This is a genomic window from Bradyrhizobium sp. USDA 3311 (assembly GCF_054062495.1).
In genome coordinates, this window is sequence record NZ_JBSSFI010000001.1 from 2,134,211 (window position 1) to 2,153,924 (window position 19,714).

The 19,714-nt window shown below is 65.0% G+C and carries 15 protein-coding genes and 3 pseudogenes; 11 read left to right on the forward strand and 7 right to left on the reverse strand.

Annotated elements, in window-relative coordinates:
• The first annotated feature begins 40 nt into the window (after positions 1-40).
• Positions 41-1,328: pseudogene (locus tag ACVWW6_RS10060) on the forward strand (RNA polymerase sigma factor).
• Between the two features lie 57 nt (positions 1,329-1,385).
• Here the strand turns inward: ACVWW6_RS10060 and ACVWW6_RS10065 are convergent.
• On the reverse strand, positions 1,386-2,774 hold the full coding sequence (locus ACVWW6_RS10065) for a peptidoglycan-binding protein (protein WP_456680640.1): 1,389 nt from the start codon (positions 2,772-2,774) through the stop codon (positions 1,386-1,388).
• A gap of 290 nt (positions 2,775-3,064) precedes the next feature.
• Between ACVWW6_RS10065 and ACVWW6_RS10070 the strand changes: the two are divergent.
• The 3 genes and pseudogenes from ACVWW6_RS10070 (at position 3,065) to ACVWW6_RS10080 (ending at position 4,893) form a co-directional block, all read left to right on the forward strand.
• Positions 3,065-3,440: pseudogene (locus ACVWW6_RS10070) on the forward strand (hypothetical protein).
• Between the two features lie 165 nt (positions 3,441-3,605).
• Complete coding sequence (locus ACVWW6_RS10075) at positions 3,606-3,926, forward strand: YMGG-like glycine zipper-containing protein (RefSeq protein ID WP_011082914.1); 321 nt, start codon at positions 3,606-3,608, stop codon at positions 3,924-3,926.
• Positions 3,927-4,029: 103 nt separating this feature from the next.
• A complete protein-coding gene (locus tag ACVWW6_RS10080) occupies positions 4,030-4,893 on the forward strand; it encodes a hypothetical protein (protein WP_456680641.1) in 864 nt (287 codons plus the stop codon).
• Positions 4,894-4,986: 93 nt separating this feature from the next.
• Here the strand turns inward: ACVWW6_RS10080 and ACVWW6_RS10085 are convergent.
• Together ACVWW6_RS10085 and ACVWW6_RS10090 are read right to left on the reverse strand one after the other, a co-directional pair.
• Positions 4,987-5,073: pseudogene (locus ACVWW6_RS10085) on the reverse strand (RadC family protein); the annotation flags it as partial.
• A 33-nt stretch (positions 5,074-5,106) separates the two neighbouring features.
• Positions 5,107-7,356: an ABC transporter substrate-binding protein gene (locus tag ACVWW6_RS10090; protein WP_456680642.1), complete on the reverse strand. Its 2,250-nt coding sequence runs from the start codon at positions 7,354-7,356 to the stop codon at positions 5,107-5,109.
• 560 nt (positions 7,357-7,916) lie between these two features.
• Here ACVWW6_RS10090 and ACVWW6_RS10095 point away from each other — a divergent pair.
• Entirely contained in the window at positions 7,917-8,945 is a 1,029-nt protein-coding gene (locus tag ACVWW6_RS10095) for a hypothetical protein (RefSeq protein ID WP_011082911.1), read from the forward strand.
• 119 nt (positions 8,946-9,064) lie between these two features.
• Here the strand turns inward: ACVWW6_RS10095 and radC are convergent, their stop codons facing one another.
• Positions 9,065-9,778, reverse strand: coding sequence for a RadC family protein (gene radC / locus ACVWW6_RS10100; RefSeq protein ID WP_456680643.1), 714 nt, complete (start codon positions 9,776-9,778; stop codon positions 9,065-9,067).
• A 40-nt stretch (positions 9,779-9,818) separates the two neighbouring features.
• Entirely contained in the window at positions 9,819-10,775 is a 957-nt protein-coding gene (locus ACVWW6_RS10105; RefSeq protein ID WP_456680644.1) for a DMT family transporter, read from the reverse strand.
• Between the two features lie 130 nt (positions 10,776-10,905).
• On the opposite strand from ACVWW6_RS10105, the gene ACVWW6_RS10110 reads away from it, so the two are divergent.
• Positions 10,906-11,502: a bifunctional transcriptional activator/DNA repair enzyme AdaA gene (locus tag ACVWW6_RS10110; protein WP_456680645.1), complete on the forward strand. Its 597-nt coding sequence runs from the start codon at positions 10,906-10,908 to the stop codon at positions 11,500-11,502.
• Between the two features lie 14 nt (positions 11,503-11,516).
• Here the strand turns inward: ACVWW6_RS10110 and map are convergent, their stop codons facing one another.
• Positions 11,517-12,335 carry a type I methionyl aminopeptidase gene (gene map / locus ACVWW6_RS10115; protein WP_011090891.1) on the reverse strand — a complete coding sequence of 273 codons (819 nt, stop codon included), beginning with the start codon at positions 12,333-12,335 and terminating at the stop codon, positions 11,517-11,519.
• A gap of 116 nt (positions 12,336-12,451) precedes the next feature.
• Positions 12,452-13,768, reverse strand: a complete 1,317-nt coding sequence (locus ACVWW6_RS10120) for a mechanosensitive ion channel family protein (protein ID WP_028175937.1) — start codon at positions 13,766-13,768, stop codon at positions 12,452-12,454.
• 208 nt (positions 13,769-13,976) lie between these two features.
• On the opposite strand from ACVWW6_RS10120, the gene ACVWW6_RS10125 reads away from it, so the two are divergent.
• From ACVWW6_RS10125 to ACVWW6_RS10145, 5 genes are all read left to right on the forward strand, one after another.
• Positions 13,977-15,770 carry a potassium/proton antiporter gene (locus ACVWW6_RS10125; RefSeq protein ID WP_028175936.1) on the forward strand — a complete coding sequence of 598 codons (1,794 nt, stop codon included), beginning with the start codon at positions 13,977-13,979 and terminating at the stop codon, positions 15,768-15,770.
• Positions 15,771-16,290: 520 nt separating this feature from the next.
• On the forward strand, positions 16,291-16,869 hold the full coding sequence (locus ACVWW6_RS10130; protein ID WP_456680646.1) for a class I SAM-dependent methyltransferase: 579 nt from the start codon (positions 16,291-16,293) through the stop codon (positions 16,867-16,869).
• A gap of 10 nt (positions 16,870-16,879) precedes the next feature.
• Complete coding sequence (locus tag ACVWW6_RS10135; protein ID WP_456680647.1) at positions 16,880-17,539, forward strand: DedA family protein; 660 nt, start codon at positions 16,880-16,882, stop codon at positions 17,537-17,539.
• Positions 17,540-17,778: 239 nt separating this feature from the next.
• Positions 17,779-18,648, forward strand: coding sequence for a UDP-2,3-diacylglucosamine diphosphatase (locus ACVWW6_RS10140; protein ID WP_456683145.1), 870 nt, complete (start codon positions 17,779-17,781; stop codon positions 18,646-18,648).
• The gene (locus tag ACVWW6_RS10145; protein ID WP_028175933.1) at positions 18,648-19,685 is read left to right on the forward strand and encodes a glycosyltransferase family 4 protein; all 1,038 of its coding nucleotides are present in this window, start codon (positions 18,648-18,650) and stop codon (positions 19,683-19,685) included. Before ACVWW6_RS10140 ends, ACVWW6_RS10145 begins: the two co-directional genes overlap by 1 nt.
• The last annotated feature ends 29 nt before the right edge of the window (positions 19,686-19,714 follow it).

Below are 19,714 nucleotides of genomic sequence, written 5' to 3' on the forward strand. Positions count from 1 at the left end.
TCCGATTCCATCGGAACGGAAAGGGCTCGGGTCGGCGGCGATGACGGCCGCCGACGTCGATCACGCGATCCGCGCCGCGATTCACGCAGCTTGGCGCGTCGTGCAGCCGCGGCTGATCGCGACGCTGTCGCGCATGCTGCGGGACGTGACGCTCGCGGAGGAATTGACCCAGGACGCACTGGTCGCCGCGCTGGAGGCCTGGCCGCTCAGCGGGGTGCCGGATAATCCCGGCGCGTGGCTGGTTGCGACAGCCAAGCGCCGTGCGCTCGATCATCTGCGCCGGGCGAAAATGCTCACCCGCAAGCAGGACCTGCTGACGCACGAGCTGATGCAGGAACAGGACGCGATGCCCGATTTCGACACCGCCCTCGACGACGACATCGGTGACGAATGGCTGCGGCTGATCTTCACGGCCTGCCACCCGCTGCTGCCGCGGCAGGCCCGCGCGGCGCTGGCGTTGCGCATGATCTGCGGCCTGACCACCGACGAGATCGCGCGCGCCTTCCTGGTCACGGAGGCAACCATCGCCCAACGCATCGTCCGCGCCAAGCGCACGCTTTCGCGGTCGGGCCTCACCTACGAAACGCCTGGCGGCGAGGCGCTTTCCGAGCGTCTGGCCTCGGTGCTCGAGGTCGTCTATCTCATCTTCAACGAGGGCTATTCGGCCTCTCGCGGCGAGGAGTGGCTGCGGCCGCAGCTCTGTGACGAGGCCCTACGCATGGGACGGGTGCTGGTCGGGCTCGCGCCGCTCGAGCCCGAGGTGCACGGTCTCATGGCGCTGATGGACCTGAATTGCCGCGCGGATGCATGCCCGCACCGACCGCGATGGCGAGCCCATCCTGCTCATGGACCAGGATCGCGGGCTGTGGGATCGGCTCCAGATCACGCGCGGCCTTCGGGCGCTGAACCGCGCGCGCGAGCTCGGCGGAGCCGGCCGGTTCTACACGCTGCAGGCCGCAATCGTCGCGTGTCACGCCACCGCGGAGACGGCCGCAAGCACCGACTGGCGACGCATCGCGGAGCTCTATGGCCAGCTTGCGACGCTGGTGCGCTCGCCCGTGATCGAACTCAACCGCGCGGTCGCGCTCGGCATGGCCGAAGGGCCGCAGGCCGGGCTCGATCTCGTCGAGCTGATCGCCGACGAGCCGGCGCTCAGGACCTATCACCATCTTCAGGCCGTGCGCGGCGACCTTCTGCACAGGCTCGGCCGCTTCGCCGAGGCACGGCTATCGTTCGAGACCGCCGCCCGTCTTGCAACCAATGCGCGCGAGCGCGGGTTGATGGAACGACGTGCGGCAGACATTGCCGATGCCGGCGGCATGGCTTGAGGCGCGCTGAAACGGCTGCGCGGTTGTGGTTAGGTCGTCGGCTCTACGTCGTCGGCTTTACGTCGTAGCCTTGGGCGGCGGCGCGGTGCCCTGCGCCCACTTCTCCAGCTTGCCGAGCACGCCCCAGGCCGTGAGCGCCAGCGAGATCGGCATCGCGAACTGGCCGAGGCCCGGCACGGCCGACACGATCGTTCCGAGCAATCCGGCAATGCCGCCCGCATTGGGGCTTGCCGTCACCGACGACAGCAGCGCGGTGAGCACCGAGCCGCCGATGCCGAGCGCGGTCTTCTTGCCGTCGAGCAGCTTGCCGATGGTCTCGCCGAGCGCGCCGTTGACCTGGCCGAGCACGGGCTTGCCGTCCTTGTTGAGCAAGGTGCTGAGCAGGTCGACGACCTGCTTCAGCTGATCGACGGGGGCGGGATTGGTCGGGGTGACCGGTCCTGGCATGGGCGTCGTCTTGTTGATGAGGGAAAAGAGCCGTTCGAACAGGCTGATCGGGTCGTTGGTGGCGGGCAGCGTGTTGCCCGGTGTCGTCGTCCCCGGCGTTACGCCGCCGGCTGACGGTCGCAGCAACTGCGCGAGGTCCTCCAGCCGCTTCAGGGCCTGGGACAGATCGCCGGTCTGCCCGGCGGTGCCCGACTGCGTCGCGCGCGTGATGGCAGCGACCGTGGCCCCGTCGAGAAGGCCGGTATCCCTCAGGCCGTTCTGCTGCTGAAACTGCGAGACCGCAGCCTTGGTCTTCGGTCCGCTGATGCCGTCCTCTGCGAGCGGCGGGTTGGCGCCGAGCTTGTTGAGCGCCTGCTGCATCAGAACGACCGTCGAGGCGATGTCGTCCTCGGGCTCGGCGCGGCCGACGAATTGCGTGCTGCCGTCGATGGCGATCGAGGAATCGAGCGACATCATCGCATGCAGGATCACCGCGGTGCCGAGCTGGGAATCGACGTGGTTCGAATCGAACACGTGGTCGCGGACGAATTTGCCGGCCCTTGCCTCGGGCGGGCCGTACAGTGTCGAGCCGCCATAGAGATAGGGCGAATTGCAGCCCTTGGCGTGGTAGCCGAAGCCGTTGAACGCCTCGAGCCGGAACAGAATCCGCGCGACACCCCAGTCGTGAGCGCCAACGAAATTCTCGATTCTGAACGCGTCCACGGCGCCGTCCACGAAGGTGGCAAACGGGCCGCGCCCTTTCGGAACGATGGTCGTCGCGCGATGGATCGTTTCGCCGTTGCCGAGATAGGTGTCGAAATCGAAGTTGGATTCGCGATAGTGGCAGAGCGCGGCAAAATACCAGGGGACGCCGGTCAACCGCTCGATCTGCTGATAGGTCGCCTTGCCGTTGAGGGCCTTGCGTGCGACCGCATTGGCTTCGGCGAGGCGTGAGGGCCTGATCTCGAGACTGGCCCAATTGCGCTCGTATTCGTCTTTCAAGCTCTCGAATGACAACATTTCCCGCTCCCGCAAATGGATGAACGATCTACTCTCCGTGCATGTCAAAGTAAGCCGGGCGCCGTAATCAGGGCGTGGCGCCGGCGTAATCTGCGAGAATGTGACAGGTCGCCGGCCCGGCGTGTGTGAAATGGGTTACAGCCTGAGCGGGAAATCGGCGGCAGCACTGCGGTCGGAGGTCGCAAGCCGGATGCGGCTTGCGAACGCGGGTCACCGCGAATCCCGGAACCCGCGGCGGCGTCCGCCCGTTAGCAGCGTACACGGTCAGGAGGCTTGCTCAGGAGGCTTGCATGGCCAAGCGCGTCCTCGCGATCGGCATCGAACCCGGGGTTGCGGACTACAGCACATTCCCGCAGCTCACGCCGGAGCTCGTGCGCAACTATATCGAGACCCAGCTGCTGCGCCTGCGCGGTCTCGGTTACGAGGTCACGAGCTGCCTGATCGATCTCGACGCGGCTGCGGAAGCGGCGGTGACGGCGGCGTTGCGCGACGAGAGCTTCGACTGCATCGTGATCGGCGCCGGGCCTGCGCGAGCCGAAGCAGCGCCTGCTGCTGTTCGAGAAGGTGCTCAACCTCGTCCACCGCCTGGCGCCCAATGCGGCGATCTGCTTCAACACCACGCCCGCCGACACCGCCGAGGCCGTGCAGCGCTGGATCGAGCCCTGACACGGAGATGGCCGGCATGTGCACCGCACCCGGCACGGTCTGAGCTGCCGCCTCGCAGAGCCCCCCGGCGCCATCACGGCGCGTCCAGGTGGCGGCGCTGGCTATTTTTCTGGCCCGAATCCACTTCCGGCGCTATGACACAGCTCACCACAGGGGAGGTCGAGCATGCTTCGAGGTCTTCGCATTGGAAGTTTTGGGATCGCTGCGTGTCTGACGGTTGCGATGGCAATGCCGGTGCATGAGGCGGCGGCCCAGGACGCCGTCGGCGGCGCGATCATCGGCGGTGTCGGCGGGGCGATCCTCGGCGGCGCGATCGGTGGAGGCCGCGGTGCCGCAATCGGGGCCGTCGTCGGTGCCGGCACGGGTGCCGCGATCGCCTCCGAGGGCGAGCGCCGCCGCTCTGGTTACTACGCCTATCAGCGCGGCTGCTACATGCAGCGCCCCGACGGCCGCTACGTCCCGGTCGATCCCCGATATTGCTATTGATCGTTCAGCCTCCGGCGTCGCAGGGTTGACGGCGGCCGGCGGTTGACTTGGCGGGGAGGGGTGAGCATCGGCCGCGGGCCGCCATCCCGGGGTGGTGGATCGCATGACTATCCGATCTCGCATGTGCCGGCTTCTGATCGCCGTCATCGCAGCGGGCGAGCTCGTCGGAGCCGGGTCCGCCCGTGCACAACAGGTTCCAGCCGACGAACCCGCGTTTACGGCTTTCGTGGCCGAGCGTATCCGCGCCGAGATTCGTGACACCCCTGTCGTGATCAAGGGGCCGCTGACGCTGTCGATTGGCCCTCTGCAAGCCAACCTCGATCGCATCTACGCCTTCTGCAAGACCAACACGGGCGCCTGCAGCAAGGAGATCGGCACCTATGTCAGCGGCGTCGTGGCAACGACAAGCAATCGGAATGATCCTCCCACCAGAGCAGCGCTGCGCGTGGTCGTGCGCTCGGCCGATTACATGCGGCAGGCGCTTCGGGAGGTCGATGCGCGCGGTCCGGCCCTGACGCGGCCTCTGGCAGAGGGGCTGGTGATCGTCCCGGTGCTGGATTCGCCGCGGACGATACGGGTGTTCAATGACAAGGATCGTGCTGCGCTCGGCCTGACGCCGGACCAGGTCTTCGACATCGCCATCGCCAATCTGCGCAGCAGCATGAAGCCGCTCGCAACCGCCGCAAAGGCGGTCCCATCAGGACAATTCGGTACGCTGAAGGGAGACTACTATCAGACCAGCCGGCTTGCGCTGATCGACAGCTGGGCGCCGCTCGCGCAGGCCCAGGGTGGCGTCCTGATCGTGGCGGCGCCGTCGGCCGATCTCGTGCTCTATGCAAGCGAAGACAGCGGCGCCGCGCTCGACGCGCTGCGGACGCTCGCCAGGAACGTCATGGCGCACGCGCCGAAGCCGCTTTCCGCCGCGCTGCTGCGCTGGACGCCGAAAGGGTGGCAACTGGTTCGGTGAGATGGCCTGAGAGCCATGCGGCCGATTCAGCGGCAGGCACTGATAAGATAGGCGGGACTTCCTCTCAATCCGCCGCCACGATTTGGAGCCCTGGATCAACCGCATCCCGCGCAAGCTGGCGTGGCCACTTCTGCCGACGGTGATGTGGTCGTGCACGGCGATGCCGAGCGACCTAGTGATGTGTGGCGGGCCGGCGAGGTATCCACGCCTGCCTCACACGGCATAACGCCGGTAGAGCACGACGATGATAGCGAGCACCGTCCCGGCATAAATGATCTGCGCTACGTGATCCGAAACAACAGCGACGCGCTTTCGGCCCGCGTCCCGAAGTTTTTCATGTCTGTAGCCCGCCAACATCGCCATCAGGCATAGTACGAAGAAGATGTAGAACATCTCTTCGACCACCACCGTGTATCCGACATCGCCGATCTGACTGTTCACCGCTACGAGCAGCACCGCGCTCGCCAGGATCGAGGTCACTGGGATCGTCACGCGTTCACGAAACATGGTTTCGGGAAAGAACAGCGTGGCGAATACGACGAGCACGAGCAGAAACAGCGGCAGTAGGTTCTTCAGCATGTAGATGGCGGAGCTGCGGCGCAGCATGATGGCCGCATCGAAGCCTGCGAATTCCGTCCTTGCCTCGGCACCAAACAAAGGCGCCTTTCCGAGCGTCGATCCGCTGGACAGGGATTCGACGAAATAGTTCAGCCCGAGAAATCGCCAGAGCGGAAGTCCGGAATAGGCCCCGTCCTCGGCCCGCGAGCTTCCGTCGTCGGCGAGGCGCAAGCCGAACCGATCGATGACATAGGTGACGAGTTCCCGCCGCTGTTCCGTGTTCTGAAAAAGTAGATGCAATTGCTGCGTGTCGAATGGATAATCATGGAGATCGAAATGGGCCTTGAAATCGCCGTTGATGCGATAGAGCCGGTAACTCAGGCCGTCTTCGTGTCCAGCCTGAATCGGTCGAGCTGGATCGAACGCCCCGCGATCCAGCAATGCCGGGAATTCGACGTGCGTCTGCGCCTCATCGTCGCCAGCGAATCGCATCCAGAGATAGAAGTCGACGTTGAACGAATTTTGCTTCACGTCGATCCGGCTGACGCGAATGATGTCGATGCCGGTATAGACGACGCGCTGAATCCAGTAGCGCCGATCCTCGAACGCGATGACATGGCCCTTCTCCTGTTCCGCGGCGAGATCGATTCCATCAGGCTGATCGATGCGCACGAGTTGCTGCGGCGCCGTGACGAACCGACCGTAATGGAAGAAACCCATTCGGATCGGGCGCGGAATGTCGCGGTTCGCGTTGAAATAGAGCCGCCCCGTCAGCCCGACGACCGCCGATTTCGGACTGTCGATCGCGGCCAGTGCGGCGCGCACCCGGTCGCGATCCGCAACCTTGCTGTCGGATCGTTTCTGAATCCCCTGCCCCATAAACCGGTGATGTACGGCAGCTCGTTTCAGCGCATCGATCATCAGGCGCGCGGCGTCATACGCGCCGCCGGCAACCCAGCTTGGCGAGGTTCCCGCTTTCGCCTTGTAGTCGACGGCAAAGGCCTGCGCCGCCACGCCTGCGCTGTCGAACATCAGCGATGAAGCAGCATACAGATTCTCGCTGAAGAAACCCGGATGCGATTTTTCCTCGGGCTCGTTGGCGAAATTCTGCAAATAGCTTTCGCGGGCCGCGCCTTGGGATGCGATGATCGTTCCCTTGATGCCGTGGCGGCGCAGCGCCTTGACGATGTCTGGGCTAAAATCGGGTGCCGCGCCGACGACGATAACGCCGGGTCCGGGCTCCTGCGCGGCAGCGGCTAGCGTCCCATCCATCGATCCGATCTGACCGGCTGCGACGTCCAGTCCGAACACGTGCAACTGCTCCGCCGGATAGGCCGCGGCAAACCCATGCTCAAAATTCTTGCCGTAAGAATCGCGCGTGTGAACAAGACGGACTTTTGGCTCCTTCATCACGGCGCGCAGATGTTCCGCGATCGAGCGCGCCTGCGCGGAGACCGGCGCCAACGCACGAAAATAGTAATCATTGGTGGATGTCAGATCGTCGGCAGCCGCGCTTCCCGTGAGCGCCGGAATCCGCGCATCCTTATATACCGGCGCTGCCGCGAGCGAAGCGGAGCTGAGATAATGGCCGAGCACAGCGACGCATGGGCTTTCGGCGATCGCCTGCGCGTTCGCGCGCGCCACGGCTGGATCGCTTGCGTCGTCGAACAGAACGAGTTCAATTAGCCGTCCGTTGACGCCACCCTTGGCGTTCACCTCGTCGATTGCAAGCTGCGTCGCGACCAGGCTTTCCGTCCCGGCCGGGGCCGACGGTCCAGAGAGCGAATTGGCGAAGGCGATGCGAATAGGCTCCGGGCGAGTCCACAGGATGGCGGCCCAGGCGACGGCGAGCACCAGGGCGACGCCCGCAACAACGGCAAGCCACATTATAAGCCGCTGCTTCATCGTCGATCCTCGCATCGATCGGCATAAGCCGAGATTCTCCAGATCGAGGCCTCAATCAGGCCGAGATTGCCGCCGCTGAGAGCGTTTTTCAAGCCCGCCCCATCGCCACCGGCAAGATCTACGACCACTCAAGGCGGATGAAGGAAAAGTGCGTGGTGCCGGAAGTCCGGGCCGTCGGCCGTGGCCTCGGTCATTCACATACCCGGCCTGACACCGCGCGCATTCGCCGGATCGCTCGGAACGGCTTTCGTTCTGGCCGTGGAGCGCGGCCGACGAGGCGCTTGATTGAACGGACCTCAATGAGGCGTTCCGCCACTTCTCTGATGGGCCAGAAGCGGACATTGATTGGCCTTCCGCGTTCTCCGCAAAGCGGAGTAGGCTACGCCTACTGCCGTCCGTGCCCAATTGTTGCGGAGGGACTGCCATGAAACTTCGCCGCCGAAATTTTCTGCATCTCGCCGCGGGGGCCGGCCAGATGGTGTTCCCGCCGCCGAAGGAGGCTCTCATTCCGCGCGCAAAATTTCGCGTTGACGGACCGAACTAAGACAGGAGAACCAGACATGGCCGCTTTTCAAGAGGTTTTCCGCCGCTCCGGCATCGATGAGCGCCGCAGCCCGCCGGGCATGGTGGTGCCGTTCGGCGGCTCCAACATCGTGGCGCTGATCGATCCCGGAAGAAAGCTCAAAGTCGATCCTAACCCCCATGCCCTCGGGATCAAGGAGATCGATGGCGCCGATACCCTTAGACGCGTAATGCAAGCCAGAGACACCTTCTCCGAACCCGATATCGATCCGCAGCTCAGGGCGGCGTCACTTCCCACCACCTTCAATGGCGATGCACGGTTTTTCGAAATCAATGGCCGGATTAAGCCGATTGGCTTTCCCGGCCTGGAGGTGGTGGCCCGGTCGGCCGGCCGGAAGATCGAAGCCAAGCTCCATGTCGTCGTGCTGCCGGAAATCAAGATCAAGGTGGCGTTCCGTAACGTCATGGTTCCGGGGAGTGGCGGCGCTCCGGCGTTTCACGCCAAGAAGCCTTGCAACGAGCAAGATGAATTGCTGACGATGAACAATATATGGAGGCCGCAGGCCAACATCCGCTTCGAGCGGGTGCCAAGCGACTGGCTGGTCATCGACGACTCGCAGGCTGCCGTCAAACAGGACCTCGCCACTGCGACTGGCATGAAGGATGCGAGCCTAGCGACCTTTCCCGATGTGATCGACGTCGAAAAACTGAAGGGCTTCTTCGTCAAACACAAAGTTCAGGGCGCCCATCTAACCATTTTTTGCGTCGATAAGGTTTGGTCCAATGGCGGCCCCGCCAATGGCTCATTTGCTCGATCGCTGGACCTTGCCTTCATCAGCTCGCAACGCGGGCCTAACACGTCTGCCCATGAATCCGGCCATTTTCTCGGCTACTACTCGAAGAGCGCGAGCAAACCTTGGGACAGCCAAGGCCACACGCTGGAGACCGATCCGAAAACCGGAAAAGAAAACAGGGCGGAAGACATCAAGATGCTGATGCGCGGGGGAGGCGCCGGGTGGAAAATTCCGTTTAATCTCGTCAAGGAGTTCCGCGACTTCCCCGGCTAGCCTCCGAAGATCAGACAGAAGCTGGAAATCACTCCAGGCGTTGAATGTCGCCTTGGGTCAGTCGCGTCGTTTTGCGAAGTTCGCGGTAAGGTCCGCTTTAGCCCCGAGAGCCGACGTCGTTAGATCAGCTTCATCCCCTTCAAGCTGGAATGCCCGTTCTTGCCGACGATGATGTGGTCGTGCACGGCGATGCCGAGCGGCCTGGCGATGTCGATGATCGCTTTCGTCATCTGGATGTCGGCCTGCGAGGGCGAGGGATCGCCGCTAGGGTGGTTGTGCACCAGGATCAAGGCGGTTGCCGACAGCTCCAGCGCGCGCTTGATCACCTCGCGCGGATAGACCGGGGTGTGGTCGACGGTGCCGGTCTGCTGCACCTCGTCGGCGATGAGCTGGTTGCGCTTGTCGAGGAAGAGCAGACGGAATTGCTCCTTGTCGGCAAAGGCCATGCTGGTGCGGCAATAGTCGATCACCTCGTTCCAGGACGACAGCGCGTTGCGGCTGTTGACCTCGCCCTTGGCGACGCGATGCGCGGCGGCTGCGATCAGCTTGAGCTGGTGGATCGCGGATTCGCCGATGCCGTCGATCTCGCGCAAGCGCGCCACCGGCGCGTGCACGACCTCGGCGAACGAGCCGAAAATCTTGATCAGCGTCTTCGCGAGCGGCTTGGTGTCGCGCCGCGGCAGCGCCGGAAACAGCGCCATCTCCAACAGCTCGTAGTCGCTGAGCGCATCCGCCCCGGCGCTGTAGAAGCGCTCGCGCAACCGCTCGCGATGGCCGTGATAGTGCGGCGCGTCCTCCGGCTTGCTCTTGTCGTGGTCGGCTTTGGCGGGCATCGGCCGCCAGCATCGCCGGGGACCTGCGCTTTTGCAACCGTCAATTGCGGGACGGTGCGCCGGTCGCTGTCTTGCCGGTCCGTGCAGGAGCGGGCACCGTGACCGCCACCACGCCTGCGAGAATGAGCGCCATTCCGGCAAGACTGGACCAGCTAAAACGCTCGCCGAGCCACGCGGTGCCGAGCGCCACGGCGAAGCCCGCGCGCAGATAGCTGCCGCTGGTCGTGCCGAGCGGGCCAAGCGTGTGGATCAGCCGGAAATAGATCACCATCGCGAACGCCGTGCAGATCACCGCGAGCGCGATCACCGCTGCGATCGCCTGCGCCGTCGGCGCCAGCGTCCATGGCTGTTCGAGAACGGCGGCCGCGGGGAGCATCAGAACCGCTGCGCAGCTCATGGCTCCGGCGGCCGTGACGATCGCGGGAAGGCCCGAGAAGCGCTGTCCCCATATCGGCGCGACCGCGTAGCAGAGGCTCGCGCACAGCACGGCCGCTTGCGCCAGCGGAGCGGTCGTGCCGATCCCCGAGAGCGCGTCGGCGCCCATGGTCACGGCAACGCCCGCAAGGCCAAGAGCGACGCCGATGATCTTCCGGCCGCTGATGGTCTGCCGCCCGCGCCCGGTCGTCAACGCGATTGCGAGCACGAACATCGGCGGAGTCGCATTGAGCACGCCGGCGAGGCCGCTGGCGATATGCGCCTCGCCCCAGCTGATCAGGGTGAACGGCAGCGCACTTTGCAGCAGGCCCTGCACGAGGAACGCAGCCCACACCGATCCCCGGCGGGGAAGGGCATGTCCCTGCGCGCGAGCGATCAGGAGCAGGAGAATGGCCGCGATGGTCACCCGCGCCGCGACCATCGTGACGGGCGGAATCGAGGGGATCGCGACCTTGATCAGCGTGAACGCGCTGCCCCAGATCAGCGCCAGCAGCAGCAGGAGCCCGATTTCGAACGCGAGCGTGGTTTGTCCTGACGTCGTTTGTTGCGCCTGCGTGCTCATGCGATGTGCTCCCGATGTGTCGGCACCATGATCCGGAGCGACGGCGCGGGCTGGCTGAATTCGGACCTCATCGCCCGACCGAGTCCGATTTCAGCTACTCGGCGAGCCGCGCGGCCATTATTCTTCCGCGATGGCGACAGGTTCGGCACATCGGCAAACGCTGCCACCGCATCTCGACTGGGACACATGCGACCGGGCGCGGCTGGCGCGTGCGCGCGCGTTCGACGGCCTGTTCTTCTCCGGCGTCCGCTCGACGCGGATCTATTGCCGGCCGGTCTGTCCGGTTCGCCCCGCGCGCTCCGAGAACGTGACCTTCTATCCGACCGCTGCGGCTGCGGAGCGCGCCGGCTTCCGCCCATGCCTGCGTTGCCGGCCGGAAGCGGCGCCGGGGTCGCCGGCCTGGATGGGGACCGCCACCACCGTTGCGCGCGGCATGCGCCTGATCAACGACGGTTTTCTGGATCGCGCGTCGATGGTGGAGCTTGCAGAGGCGCTTGGGGTCGGGCCGCGCCATCTCTTGCGCCTGTTCATGCGCCACGCCGGCGCGAGCCCGAGCGAGATCGCGGCGACCCGCCGGGTGCAGGAAGCCAAGCGTCTGATCGACCAGACTGAGATGACGTTGGCGGAGATTGCGTTTGCGGCGGGCTTCGGCAGCGTCCGCCGCTTCAACGATGCTTTTGCCGCGACCTACAGGCGGCCGCCGTCGTCATTCCGCCGCCGGCGATAGGACGCGCGCCGGGATCACCCGATCTGTTTCTCGCCGTGCCGCTCCGACAGCGTGAAGATCTCGACGCCGGTCGCGGTCACGCCCACCGAGTGTTCGAACTGCGCCGACAGCGAACGGTCGCGGGTCACCGCGGTCCAGCCGTCGGAGAGGATCTTCACATGCGGCTTGCCGAGGTTGATCATCGGCTCGATGGTGAAGAACATGCCGGGCTTGAGCTGGACGCCTTCGCCGGGGCGGCCGATATGGATGATGTTCGGCTCGTCGTGGAACATGCGGCCGAGGCCATGGCCGCAGAAATCGCGCACCACGCTCATGCCCTGCGGCTCCACGAAGCTCTGGATGGCGTGGCCGATGTCGCCGGTGGTGGCGCCGGGCTTCACCGCCGCGATGCCGCGCATCATGGCTTCATAGGTCACCTCGATCAGCCGCTCGGCCTTGCGCGCAATCGGGCCGATCGCATACATCCGGCTGGAATCGCCGTACCAGCCGTCGACGATGAAGGTGACGTCGATGTTGACGATGTCACCCTCTTTCAGCGGACGGTCGCCGGGCATGCCGTGGCAGACCACGTGGTTGAGCGAGGTGCAGGTCGAGTAGCGGTAGCCGCGATACATCAGCGTCGCCGGATAGGCGCCATGGCTGAAGGCGAAGTCGCGGACGAACTGGTCGATGCGCTCGGTCGGCACGCCCGGCCCGACAATGTCGGTGAGCTCGTCGAGGCACTTGGCTACCAGCGCGCCCGCCTTGCGCATGCCGGCAAAGGCGCTCGGTCCATGCAGCTTGATCTGTCCGGTCTTGCGCAGGGAGGTATCGGTGGCTTCGACGTAGCTCATGCTTGTATGGTCTTTGCGGGGCTCGATGCGGTGGAAAGGGCTTGATTTCAGGCCCTAATCTAATGATCGCGGGCCTTCATGCAAGCCGAGCGTGGGCCTTGCGCCCGAAAGCGGGCCTAATTCGGGACTTCTACGGTGGTTTCCACCGGCAGGGCGCCGCCGCGGACGCGGATTTCGCGGACCGGATAGGGAACCCGGATGCCCTCGCGCTTGAAGGCCTCCCATAGCGCCAGCATCACGTCGCTTTTGACATTGTCCATGCCGTCGGGGTCGGCGAGCCAGAGGGTCAGCGAGAACTTCATCCCGGCCTCCGCGAACTCGGTCAGGATGCAGTTCGGCGGCTTGGCTTTCTGCGCGCGGGGATGGGCTATGGCCGTCTCGATGGCGAGCTTGCAGACCAGCCTGGGGTCGGCGTCGTAATTGGTGCCGAAGGCGATCTTCACCAGCGTGTTCTTGTCGGTATAGGTCCAGTTGACGACCTTCTGCGTCACCAGGTCCTCGTTCGGCACCAGGAACTCGCGGCCGTCGCCGGCGGCGACGGAAATATAACGCGTCTTCATCGCGCTGATGCGCCCGGTGTTGTCGCCGATGGTGACGAGATCGCCGGGCTTCACCGACTTGTCGGCGAGCAGGATGATCCCCGAGATGAAATTGGCGACGATCTTCTGCAGGCCGATACCGATGCCGACGCCGACCGCGCCGGAGAATACCGCGAGCGCCGAGAGGTCGATGCCGACCGCGCCGAGCGCAATGACGATTGCGATGGCCAGAAGTCCGATGCGGATGATCTTGACCAGCAGCACCTGCACCGACGGCGTCAGATCGGTGGTCGAATTGATCCGGCTCTCGGCGAAATTGCTGGCGATGTTGGTGGCCCACAGCGCGATGAGCAGCAGCGCGCCGGCCTTGATCACCAGCAGCGGGGTCAGCCGCAGGCCGCCGAGCACGATCGCGAAGGAATCGAGCAGATCGATCGTCGCGTCGAGCTGGCCGAGGATGGAGAGCGCGGCGACGAACCACGCCGTGATCGACACCAGCTTGACGATGAAGGCGTTGCGTAGCACCGAGGTCACGAGCCGGATCGCCAGCCAGGCCAACCCCATCTTGGCGGCGACCATCAAGAGATAGCTGCGGCTCGGCCAGGTCGCATGGTACATCACGAAGCGGGAGATGATCACGAGCAGGGTGAACACCGCCGTCGAGGCACTGGAGACCATGACGCGGGAGAAGTGCCGGAGCGGCAGCGGCCAGCCCATCGCCAGCGATGTCATGTCGACGCGGTTGCGAACGCCGGCTTCCGCGGCATAGGCGATGCCGGCTGCCGCGAGAATGAGACCAAATTGCAGGTAGAACCAGGGTGAGGAAATCTCCGCCCCGACGCTGCGTGCGGTCGTCTGCACGAACTCCATGAAGTCTTTGAGGTCCATGTCCATCGGTCTCGTCGGGAAGCGGGGGAGGAATTGATTCGAGGGCGCCGCAGAATCCCACAAAGGGTGCGGCCCGGCCATCGATACACCGCTATGTGAAGCGCGTTAAGGCCGCAAAATACGGGCAGATTGCCGCGAGCGGGAGAAAATGGGTTGGCGCGCCGGTGCAGCGACGATAAGGATGCAAATCCAGCTATTTTTACCCGGAAGGTGGATGGCCTCTCTCGACTCTGTCAGCCTCGCCATATTGCTCGGCGCCGTCCTGGTGATGGCGGGTATCCTGTCGAGCCTGCTTGCGCTGCGCTTCGGCGCGCCCCTGCTGCTCGTCTTCCTTGTGATCGGCATGCTCGCGGGCGATTCCGGTCCCGGGCAGATCCAGTTCGACGACGTCCGCACCACCTATCTGGTCGGCTCGGTGGCGCTGGCCCTGATCCTGTTCGACGGCGGCCTGAAGACGCGCTTTGCCAGCATCCGCACCGTGCTTGCGCCATCCGTGGTGCTCGCGACCGTCGGCGTGCTGCTGACCGCGCTGATCACGGCGCCGTTCGCCAAATACGCGCTCGACCTCAACTGGACGGAGTCGCTGCTGGTCGGCGCCGTGGTGGCCTCGACCGATGCGGCCGCCGTGTTCCTGCTGGTCCATACCCAGGGCCTGCGCCTGCGTCCGCGCGTCGGTGCGACGCTGGAGGCCGAGTCCGGCACCAACGACCCCTTCGCGATCTTCCTCACCCTGATGCTGGTCGAATACATCTCGCTGGGATCGAGCTCGGCGGGGCACGTGCTGATGGAGTTCCTGCAGGAGGCGGTGCTGGGCGCCGTCGTCGGCTTCTTCGGCGGACGTCTCGTCGTCATCGCGCTCAACCAGGTGGCGCTGCCGCAGGGCCTGCATGCGCCGTTCGTGACCACAGGCGCGCTCGTGATCTTTGGCGGCTCGCAGATCATGCATGCCTCGGGCTTCCTCGCGGTCTATCTCGCCGGCATCATCATCGGTAACCGGCCTACGCGCGCGCATAATTCGGTGGTGACCTTCCTCGATGCCGCGACCTGGCTGGCGCAGATCGTGATGTTCGTGCTGCTCGGTCTCCTGGTCTCGCCGAGCCGGCTCGGCGCCAGCGTTTTGCCGGCTGTCGCCGTCGCGCTCGTGCTGATGCTGGTCGCACGGCCGCTCGCGGTGTTCGTCTGCCTGGCGCCATTCCGCTTCAACTGGCGCGAAAGGATCTTCATCGCCTGGACGGGCCTGCGCGGTGCCGTCGCGATCTTCCTGGCGTCGATCCCGATGCTGGTCGGCCTGTCCAAGGCCTATCTCTATTTCGACGTCGCCTTCGTCGTCGTCATCATCTCGCTGCTCTTGCAAGGCTGGACCCTGGCGCCGGCCGCACGCAAGCTGCACGTCGCGCTGCCGCGCGCCGAGCGCGGCCCGAGGCGTGTCGAACTGGATCTGCCCGGCCAGCTCGAGCAGCAGCTCGTCGGCTATCCGGTGCGATCCAAGAGCCTGTACTTCCGCCGCGGCCTGATCCCGTCCTGGTCGAAGCCGACGCTGGTGATCCGCAACGAGAACATTCTGACGCCGACGGAGGCCGATCCGATCGCGCCTGGCGACTACATCTATCTGCTGGCGCCGCCGGAAAAGGCCGAGTCGCTCGACCGCTTCTTCGTCGACATGCAGCCGAGCACCGCGCCGGACCCGCATCTGCTCGGCGACTTCATGGTCTCCGGCGAGCACACGCTCGCCGAGCTCGCCGAGATCTATGGCGTGAAGGTGAGCGAGGACGAAGGCAAGCTGACCTTGGCCGACTATTTCGACGTCCATCTCGACCGCGCGCCGAAAGAGGGCGCTGAGCTTGCGCTGGACGAGATCGTGCTGGTCGCACGCAGCATCTCCGGCGGCCGCGTCAACGTCGTGGGCCTGCGCCTGCCGGAAGACGAGGAAACGCCCGCGCCATTGACGCGCTGGCAGGCGCTGCGCCGCAAGCTGGCGGAGCTATGGACCTCGGTGGCGGGGGTTTAGCGGTCCCGGCGTCGTCATGGCGGTGTGAGTTGTTGAAGCGATATGCCTCCCCAACGTCGTCCTGGCGAAAGCCAGGACCCATTACCACCGGCGGCAGTTTTGCGAAGACACGTGGTGACCATCTGTCCCAGCGACTCCTCCGTGGGGTAATGGGTCCCGGCCTTCGCCGGGACGACGGCGGAGGGTGTGGTTCCACCAACAGTGCCCGCATCGAGGAGTCTCTCCTTCGCGCTCGCTGCCGGCTTTTTGTCCAATTCATTGCGGCAACCTTGCGGCTCCATCCAGCGCGAACGTCGCGGATGTTTTTTTGCAAGATGCGCATTCGCGACAGACTCTCGCAATGTAGGCGTGAGACTGAAGCCACTATTGGGTCGGGCTTGATCATCCTGCCAGGCCCGACATGGCTCACCTGCGCGACGCTCCGCGTTCGATGCGGACACGCGCAAGCGGAAAGACATTTGAATGACCTTGGTACTGAACCGCACCTGCGAGACCGACTGCATCGCGAGGGAGATCTCGCATGTCGTCTGCTGACATCCTGCCGTTCTTCCGCGCCTGGATTCGCGATCCTTTGCGTGTCGCAGCGGTTGCGCCGTCGGGACCCGCCGCGTCGTCGCTGATGGCGCAGGAGATTACGGCCGAGACTGGCCCCGTCATCGAACTCGGCCCCGGCACCGGCGTGTTCACCCGCGCATTGCTCGATCGCGGCGTCCGGCAGCAGAATCTGACGCTGGTCGAATACGGCTCCGATTTCATCCCGTTGCTGCAGCAGCGCTTCCCCGGCGCGCGCGTGCTGTGGATGGATGCGGCCTGGCTGGTGAGAGAAAAACTGTTTGAAGGGGCGCCGGTCGGCGCCGTCGTCAGCGGCCTCGGATTGCTCACGATGCCGCCAGGAAAAGTGCTGGCGATTCTCGACGGCGCGTTTGCCTATCTCCGTCCGGGCGGCGCGTTTTACCAGATCACGTACGGCCCGCGCTGTCCCGTCCCTGATGCGATCCTCGATCATCTCGATCTGCAGGCAAGTTGCATCGGGCAGACCTATCGCAACCTGCCTCCGGCCTCGGTGTACCGGATCAGCCGCCGTCCCCCCTGCGCGTGATCGAGGCACCATGGACACGTCGAGCACGATCGCAATGTTTCTGCACTTCGGCCTGCTGGGCATTGGTTGCCTGGCGATCGCCGAGAAATTCATTCCGCTGTTTCCGTCCTACGTTCTGTTGATGCTGCTCGGTCTCACCGTGTCCGACGGCGCGTCGCTGGCCATGACCATCGTGGCGACAAGTGTTGGATCGGTCGTCGGCGCGCTCGGCTGGTACGGGCTTGGCCGCGCGCTCGGCTCGCAGCGGATCGAGCGACTGGTGAGGACTTACGGCAAATACGTGCTGCTGCGGCCCTCGTTCTATCAGCAGCTCACCGATGCCTATCGCGGCAACCATTTCTGGGTCACGCTGATCGGCCAGACGCTGCCGACCGTGCGGATCTATCTGGCGTTGCCGGCCGGCGTGCTGCAACTGGAGCCGCGCGCCTTCGTCACCGCCACCGCAATCGGCACCGTGATCTGGAACATGCCGTTCCTGAGCCTTGGCTATGTGCTGCGCGACAGCGGTCAGGATCCCGTCAGCATCGGCTTCTGGGTGGTCGCCATCCTCGTCGCTGTGGAGGTCGCGATCATTCTCGGCCTTCGCCTTTACATGCACGCGATCGCGCGGCCGCGCCTTGCGTCGTCGCGCGCCATCGCCGCCCCCAAGGCTGTGGAGGAGATCGCATGAGACCCCTGTTGTCCCGGTTTCGGTCCGGCTCGCACACGCTTGAGCATCTCACCGCCGCGGTGCTGATCCTGCTCGCCGGCCTTCAGTTTGGTGTCGCGGCGTCCGACGGGCGGCATCGTGGCGCCCAGTTCGCGCTCCTGGTTCTTGCCGTCGGCGTCTATTGGCATCGCTCGATCTTCCGGCGCCGCGCCAACCGCGATGTGACGAAGGCGGTCGCGGGATTGGCGGAAGCTGCCGCGATGGCATTCCTGCGCGATGACAATCGCGGAGACCGGCCGGCGCAGAGTCCGGACAGGGATGCGGCTTTGCCGTCCGACGTCGTCAAGGTCAGGAGCTTGTTCATCTCCGATGTCCATCTTGGGACGAGGGGATGCCAGGCCGAGCGGCTGATCGACTTTCTCCATCACCATGACGCCGACACTGTGTTCCTGGTCGGCGACATCGTCGATGGCTGGTACCTGCGGTCGAGCTGGTACTGGCCAGGCACGCACAATGCAGTGGTGCAGACGCTCGTCGATATCGCGCGGCGCGGCAAGCGGATCGTCTATGTAGCCGGCAATCACGACGAGTTCGTGCGCGACTATGTCGGCTCGACCTTTGGCAGCGTCGAGGTGGTTGAGCACGCGATCCACCGGGGCGTCGACGGCCGCGCTTATCTCGTCGTCCATGGCGATCACTTCGATCTCGTCGTACGCCACGCCCGCTGGCTGGCGCTGCTCGGCGATGCCGGCTACCGCACGGCGCTTGCCTCCAACGTCTGGCTCAACTGGATCCGGAGTCGGTTCGGGCTCGCCTATTGGTCGTTCTCGTCCTGGGCGAAGCTGCGGGTCAAGAATGCGGTCAATCACATCGGCCGCTTCGAGGAGATCCTGTCGTCGGAGGCAAGGCGGCACGCTGCGCAGGGCGTGATCTGCGGCCACATCCATCACGCGGCGATGCATGACGAGTTCGGCATTCGCTACATCAACACCGGCGACTGGGTGGAATCCTGCACCGGTGTCGTCGAGCACCATGACGGCCGGTTCGAGATCATCCGCTGGGTCGAGGCGCGGCCCCAGCAGATGCCGGGGCCGTCGAGCGTGGTGCCGTTCGCACGGGCGGTCGCCTGATGCGCGTGCTGGTGGCGACCGACGCCTGGCGCCCACAGATCAACGGCGTGGTGCGCTCGCTCGAATATCTCGCCAGCGAAGCGCCTTCGTTCGGCGCCAGTATCGGCTTCCTCACGCCGGGCGATTTCCCCACCGTGCCGCTGCCCGGCTACCGGGAGATCCGCCTCGCGCTGGCCTCGGTGGGGCGAATCGAGCGCGCGATCAAAGGCATGGGTCCGGATTCCGTGCACATCGCGACCGAGGGGCCGATCGGGTGGATCACTCGCCATGTCTGCCAGACCCGCGGCTATCCGTTCACGACGAGCTATCACACCCGCTTTCCTGAATATCTGGCGGAGCGGCTGCCGGTGCCGCTGAGGTGGAGCTATGCGGTACTGCGCCGTTTCCACAACGGCGGCGACGGCATCATGGTCGGCTCGCCGACGCTGGAACAGGCCCTGAAGGCGCATGGCTTCCGCAACCTGATGCCTTGGTCGCGCGGCGTCGATGCCGTGCTGTTTCGTCCGCGCAGCGTGCAGCCGCTCGCCTTTCCGGCGCCGGTGTTCCTGTATGTCGGCCGCATCGCGGTCGAGAAGAACCTCGAGGCTTTCCTTGCCTTGGACCTGCCGGGCTCGAAGGTCGTGGTCGGCGACGGGCCGTTGCGTGCGAGCCTGCAGGCGCGGTTTCCGCAGGTCCATTTTCTCGGCACGCGAACCGGGCGAGCACTCGCCGATGTCTACGCGTCAGCCGATGTCTTCGTCTTTCCGAGCCTGACCGATACGTTCGGGTTGGTGATCCTCGAAGCGTTGGCGTGCGGCCTGCCGGTTGCGGCCTTCCCGGTGATGGGGCCGCTCGATGTGATCGGAGAGTCCGGATGCGGCTGTCTCGATGCCGACCTGCGCCGCGCGGCGCTCGCCGCCCTGCAGGTGCCGCGCGAAAAATGCCGGGCCTATGCCCTGACCTTCACTTGGCAGGAAAGCGTGCGGCAGTTTCTCGACAACGTCAAGCGGGCGCATGGCATGCTGACCGACGCCGCGCGGCCGCTATTCGCGAGCTGAGGACGACAAGCAAAAGAGCGGCAACGTCA